Annotated in this window: 4 protein-coding genes and 1 pseudogene; all 5 read right to left on the bottom strand. The window is 40.9% G+C overall.

What is annotated here, in order from left to right; genetic code table 11:
- Positions 1 to 96: 96 nt before the first annotated feature.
- Positions 97 to 672: pseudogene (locus AR328_RS13695) on the bottom strand (toprim domain-containing protein); the annotation flags it as partial.
- A 683-nt stretch (positions 673 to 1,355) separates the two neighbouring features.
- Complete coding sequence (hutH, locus tag AR328_RS13690) at positions 1,356 to 2,876, bottom strand: histidine ammonia-lyase (protein ID WP_066295863.1); 1,521 nt, start codon at positions 2,874 to 2,876, stop codon at positions 1,356 to 1,358.
- Between the two features lie 53 nt (positions 2,877 to 2,929).
- Positions 2,930 to 4,246: a Na+/H+ antiporter family protein gene (locus AR328_RS13685; protein ID WP_066295855.1), complete on the bottom strand. Its 1,317-nt coding sequence runs from the start codon at positions 4,244 to 4,246 to the stop codon at positions 2,930 to 2,932.
- 217 nt (positions 4,247 to 4,463) lie between these two features.
- Positions 4,464 to 5,630 carry a M20/M25/M40 family metallo-hydrolase gene (locus AR328_RS13680; RefSeq protein ID WP_066295852.1) on the bottom strand — a complete coding sequence of 389 codons (1,167 nt, stop codon included), beginning with the start codon at positions 5,628 to 5,630 and terminating at the stop codon, positions 4,464 to 4,466.
- Between the two features lie 32 nt (positions 5,631 to 5,662).
- On the bottom strand, positions 5,663 to 6,910 hold the full coding sequence (hutI, locus tag AR328_RS13675) for an imidazolonepropionase (protein ID WP_066295846.1): 1,248 nt from the start codon (positions 6,908 to 6,910) through the stop codon (positions 5,663 to 5,665).
- Positions 6,911 to 6,963 lie beyond the last annotated feature (53 nt).

The following is a 6,963-nucleotide window of genomic DNA, read 5'->3' as shown; positions in this document are numbered from 1 at the left end:
TATAATTATTTTGCCCGATATTATTTGGGCGATATTCTTACAACCCTGATAAAATTTGGATTAACAAATTCCGCCCAAGCTATTGACAGGATACAACTCTATACGGCCGCAGTTAAGCTGGGCATTGAATCTAGTCGTTAAGGCGCGCGTTGCATTAAGACCGATATACCAGTCAGCTTCTGAACGTGCGACAGCGGAAGCATATAAATTTTCATATGCTTTACCCGGCTTTAAATTAGCAAAGCCGTCTTTTATCGCTTTATCTGTAACGGATGAAATCCATAGCCGCTTAGTCGGTTTATTGATTTTCACCTTATCTATTATCCAGCGTGCGACTAATTCTCCTTCTCTTCCAGCGTCTGTAGCGATGATGATTTCATTGACTTCCTTTCTAGTCAGCTGACTTTTTACAGCTTGAAATTGCTTTCCAGTCTGCTTAATGACTGTCAATTTCATTCGCTCTGGCAGCATAGGCAGATCTTCTAAATTCCATGTTTTATATTTCACATCATAGCTTTCTGGGTCAGCAAGTGTAACAAGGTGGCCCAGCGCCCACGTAACAATATATTTATCGCCTTCCAAAAATCCATTTCCTTTTTTATTACACTTCAGCACACGTGCAATATCCCGCGCAACAGAAGGTTTCTCAGCAATTACAACACTTTTTGCCATTTTTAAAACATCCTTTCAAATTACGTATGTTAACTATAACATATAGGCTGTTTTTCTGAATAACTCATTGTGAGATACAGCTCTTTATGACAAAAATAGGGATCGTTCACTACTAAGATTAAAAATAGGGGGTTCATGGTGAGCATTTGTAGTGGATTTTTTCAAAACGCGCACTATGAACCATTCATAGTTGGCATTTATGGAGAATTTTTTCCAAAACACGCACTATGAACCTCTCATAGTTGCTTTTATGGGCGATTCTTTCTAAAACACGCACTATGAACCTCTCATAGTTGGCGTTTATGGGCGATTCTTTCTAAAACACGCACTATGAACCTCTCATAGTTGGCGTTTAGGGGGGATTCTTTCAAAAACACGCACCATGAACCTCTCATAGTTAGCGTTTACAAAGGATTCTTTCCAAAACACCCACTATGAACCTCTCATAGTTAGCGTTTAGGGGGGATTCTTTCAAAAACACCCACTATGAACCTCTCATAGTTAGCGTTTACAAAGGATTCTTTCTAAAACACCCACTATGAACCTCTCATAGTTGGCGTTTACAAAGGATTCTTTCCAAAACACGCACTATGAACCACTCTCACCACATCCCCCACAACAATAAAAAAAGAAGCCGCCCCTTAATCCCATATTCCGATTAATAGGCAGCTTCTCAATATTCATTATTTCAATACATCTTCTCTCAAAATAAACTGGGCCAATTCTTCCATTTGATCCGAAATAGCACGGTCGCTTTCTAACGGCGGGCAAATGGCTCTAACTTTTTCTAGGTATTCTCTAGTTGAAGGAGCAAGCTGGCTTTCTGCTTTTTCTAAATAGATGGCTTGGGAAGCACAGATCATTTCAATCGCTATAACTCTAGCAGAATTGTGAATGATTTCCCGCGCTTGGCGGGAACCGATTGTACCCATGCTCACATGGTCCTCTTGGTTAGCAGATGTTGGAATCGAATCGACACTTGCTGGATGAGCTAAAACCTTATTTTCAGATACTAAGGCTGCTGCAGCATATTGTGCTACCATCAGTCCACATTCTAGACCAGGATCTGGAGCTAAGAATGGAGATAAGCCGCTCAATTGCGGATTTACTAATCTTTCCGTTCTGCGTTCTGAAATATTTGCCCATTCTGCTGCAGCCACTTTCAAGAAGTCCATTGAAAGAGCAATTGGCTGTCCGTGGAAATGGCCTCCAGAAATAACTTCACCATTTTCTAGCACGATTGGATTATCCGTAGTGGAATTCATTTCAACCCTCAGGCGCTCATCCACATAGTTAAAAGCTTGCCATGATGCACCATGCACTTGCGGAATACAGCGAATGGAATAAGCATCCTGAATGCGGATTTCTCCTTGTCGCGTAATCCGTTCACTGCCTTCTAGCCATTTTCTCATCCGTGAAGCTACAAACTCAAGCTCAGGATGTGGACGTACAGCGAGTAATTCACTATCAAAAGCGGAAATGACACCATGAAGAGCTTCCATCGTTAAGCATGCTGCCATATCTGCTGCTAAACCGACTCTCTCAGCCTCATTAAGGGCAACAACTCCAACTCCGGACATACACTGTGTTCCATTGATTAATGCAAGTCCTTCCTTTGCTTGTAAGGTAACCGCTTCTAATCCAGCTCTTTTTAAAGCTTCGCCCCCAGGTAGAATCTCACCCTTGTATTCTGCTTTCCCTTCACCCACTAATACGATTGCAATATGAGAAAGTGGCGCTAAATCACCGCTGGCCCCAACAGAGCCTTTGCTCGGTACGACTGGATGCACCCCTTCATTGATCATATCAACAAGCAGTTGAACAGTTTCTTCTCTAATTCCAGAAAATCCGCGAACTAAAGCATTTGCACGCAATGTCATCATTGCTCTTACAACAGGAGTAGGAAGAGGTTCGCCCACACCTACAGCATCTGCTCTTAATAAATTTAATTGTAATTTCTCTATGTCATCAGGCTCAATTTCAATATCACTAAGCTTTCCAAATCCTGTATTTACACCGTAAAGAATTTTTCCGTCATTAAGCTGCTTTTCAATGCGGTTACGGCTGGCACGGACCTTTAGACGGTTTTCCTCTGGGATTGATACTTTTGCTGTACCTCTAACAATCCTTTCTACCTTATGACGATCTAATGTAACTCCATCAAGTTCTACTACATCTAATCCTGCAATTCCACTGTTGCTCATAAGTTGTCCACTCCTCAATTTTAAATAACTAAAAATTCAGTCTCCAAAAAGTATTATAAAACTAATGCGGCAATGACGCCAAATATAAATAATGGGATATTGTAATGAATAAACGTTGGTACACATGTGTCCCAAATATGATTATGCTTTCCATCTGCATTTAACCCAGATGTAGGACCAAGAGTACTGTCTGATGCTGGTGATCCTGCATCTCCAAGTGCTCCTGCTGTTCCAATTAAAGCAGCAGTTGCTAATGGGCTAAATCCAATGGAAATGCAAAGCGGGACAAACACTGCCGCTAATATAGGAACTGTTCCAAAGGATGTGCCAATTCCCATCGTTACCAACAAACCAATAAGCAGTAGTACAATAGCTGCAATAAACTTGCTGCCTCCTACCACAGTATCAACTGCCGTAACCAATTCAGTAACTGCACCAGTTTCCTTTAAAATAGCTGCATACCCTGATGCGATAAGCATAACGAAAGCAATCGCTCCCATTAATTTTACACCATCTTGGACAATCTGCTCCCCTTCACCTAGCGTTACAATTCTGCCAGCAAACATGATAATAATCCCAGCTAACGCTCCAAGAACTAGCGAGCCAAATTGTAATTGCACGATTAATGCCGCAACGACAGCCCCAATTGTAATAAAATCCTTTAGTTGCAGCTTACGGGAAGGCGTTTCTGTTGCCGCACTCACCTCAGCCAAAGCCATCGCTTGATCCTCACCATAATCTCTTGGCTTTCGGTAGGAAATAAAGATGGCAATAAATAGACCAACAAACATACCTATCGCTGGAATGATCATCGCAAGCGGAATTTGTGATTGAGCAATATCAAGTCCACTCGCCTTCATTTCAGAAACTATAATCCCATGAAAAATAATTCCGTATCCTGCAGGAATGACAATGTACGGCATTTTCAGCCCAAAAGTGAGTGCACAAGCCACCGCCCTGCGATCCATTTTTAAATAATTTAAAAATAGTAATAACGGAGGAATTAAGATTGGGATAAACGCAATGTGAACCGGAATTAGCGTTCCTGATAAACAAGCAATCACCGCAAACATCAACAATAGTAAGATTTTGCTTTTCTTCTTCATGGCAAGCAGCTTATTAATAAGAATGGCTGTAATTCCAGAATAAGCTATCATCGCTGCAAATATCCCGAGAAGGATATAGCTTAAAGCCGTTGAAGACTGCCCACCCATTCCATTTATTAATGAATTGATTGTATCTGTTAAAGATAAATTTGCAGTTAATCCTGCAACAATGGCGGAAATTAATAGGGCAAAAATAACATGTACTCTTGCTAGACTTAGAACAGATAAAACGATAACAGATATTAGTACAGGATTACTTAGCATAAAAATCCACCTCTGTTTCTAAAAAATCTATAACTTCATAATCGAATGAATTTCATAGTGCATTAGATGTTGAATACAATATGAAATTTACTCAATTATTAACCTTTACCGCTATTCTTGACTTAACAAGAAACAAGATATAGCGGTAATATATTTTTCGATTATGTTACTTCAAGGCGCAGTCTTTCTATGGATCTATGACCCAAAGTCTCTTAACCTATTTATCTTTATGATTGATATACCATTGTTCGATTAAAGCGGCTGTAAGTCTGCCAGTGTTGACTAGGTTTTCAATACTAATGCATTCTCTGAAAGAATGGATATTTTGGAAGCCCAATCCAAGCGTTAAGCATGTTAGACCGTTTTCATTCAGAACATTTGTGTCTGCCCCGCCGAGTGTTTCTGTTAAATATGGCTTTACATGAATATTTCTTGCTGCTCGTTCTGCATTTTTTACGAGAATATCGTTTTCTGGGATATCAAATCCACTGTATTTCTTTTCAATTTTCACATTTACTTTTCCGCCTTTTTTCTCAGCGGCTTGTTTCATTGCTTCAGCCATAGATCTTAGCTGCTGATCCAGCTTTTCCTTTGAAAAGCTACGAACCTCCCCTGCAACCGTCACACTTCCAGGAATGATTGAAGTCAGTTCTCCACCTTTAATTATTCCAATATTGGCTAGTGTCTCCTCATCAATCGTCCCTAGCTTCATATTTGTTAATCCTTCTGCCGCTATTAAAAAAGCACTATTTCCTTCTTCTGCATTAAGAGCTATATGTGCTGCATTTCCTTCAACTTCCATCCAGATCCGGGAGCTGTATGGACCTTTTAGAATAATTTGTCCTACATCCCCGCTGCTGTCGAAAATATAGCCGGTTTTACTCTTTGCTTTCGAGTAATCCATATATCTGGCACCAACTAAGCCTGGCTGTTCATTTACAGTTAAGATGAACTCTATTGGACCGTGTGGAATCCCGCCTTCAATAATGGCTCTCATTGCTTCCAAATAGGCTGCTAGAGCTGCACGATCGTCAGCGCCTAAAATGGTTGTTCCATCAGAATGGATTACCCCATCTTTTATTACCGGCTTAAGTCCCTCAGTCGGGAGAACGGTATCCATATGTGTTGAGAAAAATAATGGGGGAATGGATGGGTCAGTGCCTTCATGCCAGGCAACTAAGTTTCCAACTTCCCCATCAAAGTTTTTGTGTGCCTCATCAAACTCTACTGTAAAACCAAGCTCCGGCAATGCCTTCACTAAATAATTAGCTACAAGCTGTTCCTTCGTGCTTGGTGCATTTATTTTTGCTAACTCAAGAAATAGTTCCTGTAATCGTTCGGCATTTACAAATTCTGCTGCACTAGAAGCGTGTTTCGTTGTCATTTATGAACCCTCCCATTGTATGAATCTATTGACTAGCGGCTAATGACGACTTTTCCCTTTTTAATGACCGTTTCAACGATATTTGTTCCTAGCTCATAAGCGATATGCTTGTAGGTTGGAACATCCCAAATTTGCAAGTCTGCTAGTTTTCCTTCTTGAATCACTCCACGGTCATCTAAATCAAGTGCCCTCGCTCCGCCATATGTAGCAGCTTTAATCGCCTCTTCAACTGAGAATTTATATAAGCGGCATGCCAAATTAATAACAAACTGCATCGATTCTGTATAACAAGCTGGGCAAAGGTCTGTGGCAAGCGCGATTTCCATTCCTTTGTCTAGCATTTGGCGTGCATCGAAAGGCCGCTTATGGCCAACAGCAAAATCTAAAGCCGGCATTAACACCCCTGTCACTTTTGCTTCAGCTAGCTTTTCCATGACTTCTTCAGGTGTATAATTCAAATGGTCAATCGAAACCATTTTCATTTCCGCTGCTAAATCAGAACCGCCGATATAAGAGTAGGCATCGGCATGAATCTTAGGCTTCATTCCATATTTTAAGCCTGCCTTCAGGACTATCTCAGATTCCTCAGCCGTAAAATAGCCTTCATCACACCAAACATCACAGAATTCTGCTAGTCCTTGCTCTCCAACTTTCGGGATCATATCATTGACGATGACATCCAAATACTCACTTTTCGTCAGATCCTCCGGAAATCCATGTGCACCTAAAAATGTATTTAACACATCTAGCGGAGTTTCATTGTCCAGCCTTCTGCCTACCTCTAAAATTTTAATCTCACTATCTGTCGTTAATCCGTATCCGCTTTTGCTTTCAATAGTTGTGATACCGTGCTCAAGCATGGTCATGACGCGTTTTTTGGACTGCTGGAATAATTCTTCTTCTGGTTCATTGCGTGTAAGCTCCACCGTTCGGCTCGGGCCTGTTGTAATTTTTAGCTGCTGCAGTTTTTCTGGTTTCCCAGTCAGTTTAGCCGCATATTCCTCTACCCGTGTTCCGTAGAAAACTAAATGGGTATGTGAATCAACAAAGCCCGGAGCGACCACTTTACCTTTTGCATCGATAAAGGAAGACTCTTCTAAATCAAAATTACTTTTTACCTCTGCCTCTGTTCCAACCCCAACAATTTTTTCATCCTTAATCGCAATCCATGTATTAGTCAGGACACCAATTTCCTCCATCCCCTCACCGATACATGTAATGACCTCAGACGCATTGCTGATCACAATGTCCACTTTTAACTTGACCTTCGTTTCAGACACTTCGCAAAACCCTCCTTTTAGTTAAACAAGCTGTACTTTATCTAAAAAGAATG

Source organism: Bacillus sp. FJAT-29937, assembly GCF_001509555.1.
In the GTDB taxonomy this organism is placed as follows: domain Bacteria; phylum Bacillota; class Bacilli; order Bacillales; family Cytobacillaceae; genus Cytobacillus.
This window is presented reverse-complemented; position numbering and strand designations above follow the sequence as displayed.

Coding starts and splice junctions, on each gene's coding strand:
- hutH (WP_066295863.1), bottom strand. CDS start 2,876: ATGAGCAACAGTGGAATTGCAGGATTAGATGTAGTAGAACTTGATGGA.
- AR328_RS13685 (WP_066295855.1), bottom strand. CDS start 4,246: ATGCTAAGTAATCCTGTACTAATATCTGTTATCGTTTTATCTGTTCTA.
- AR328_RS13680 (WP_066295852.1), bottom strand. CDS start 5,630: ATGACAACGAAACACGCTTCTAGTGCAGCAGAATTTGTAAATGCCGAA.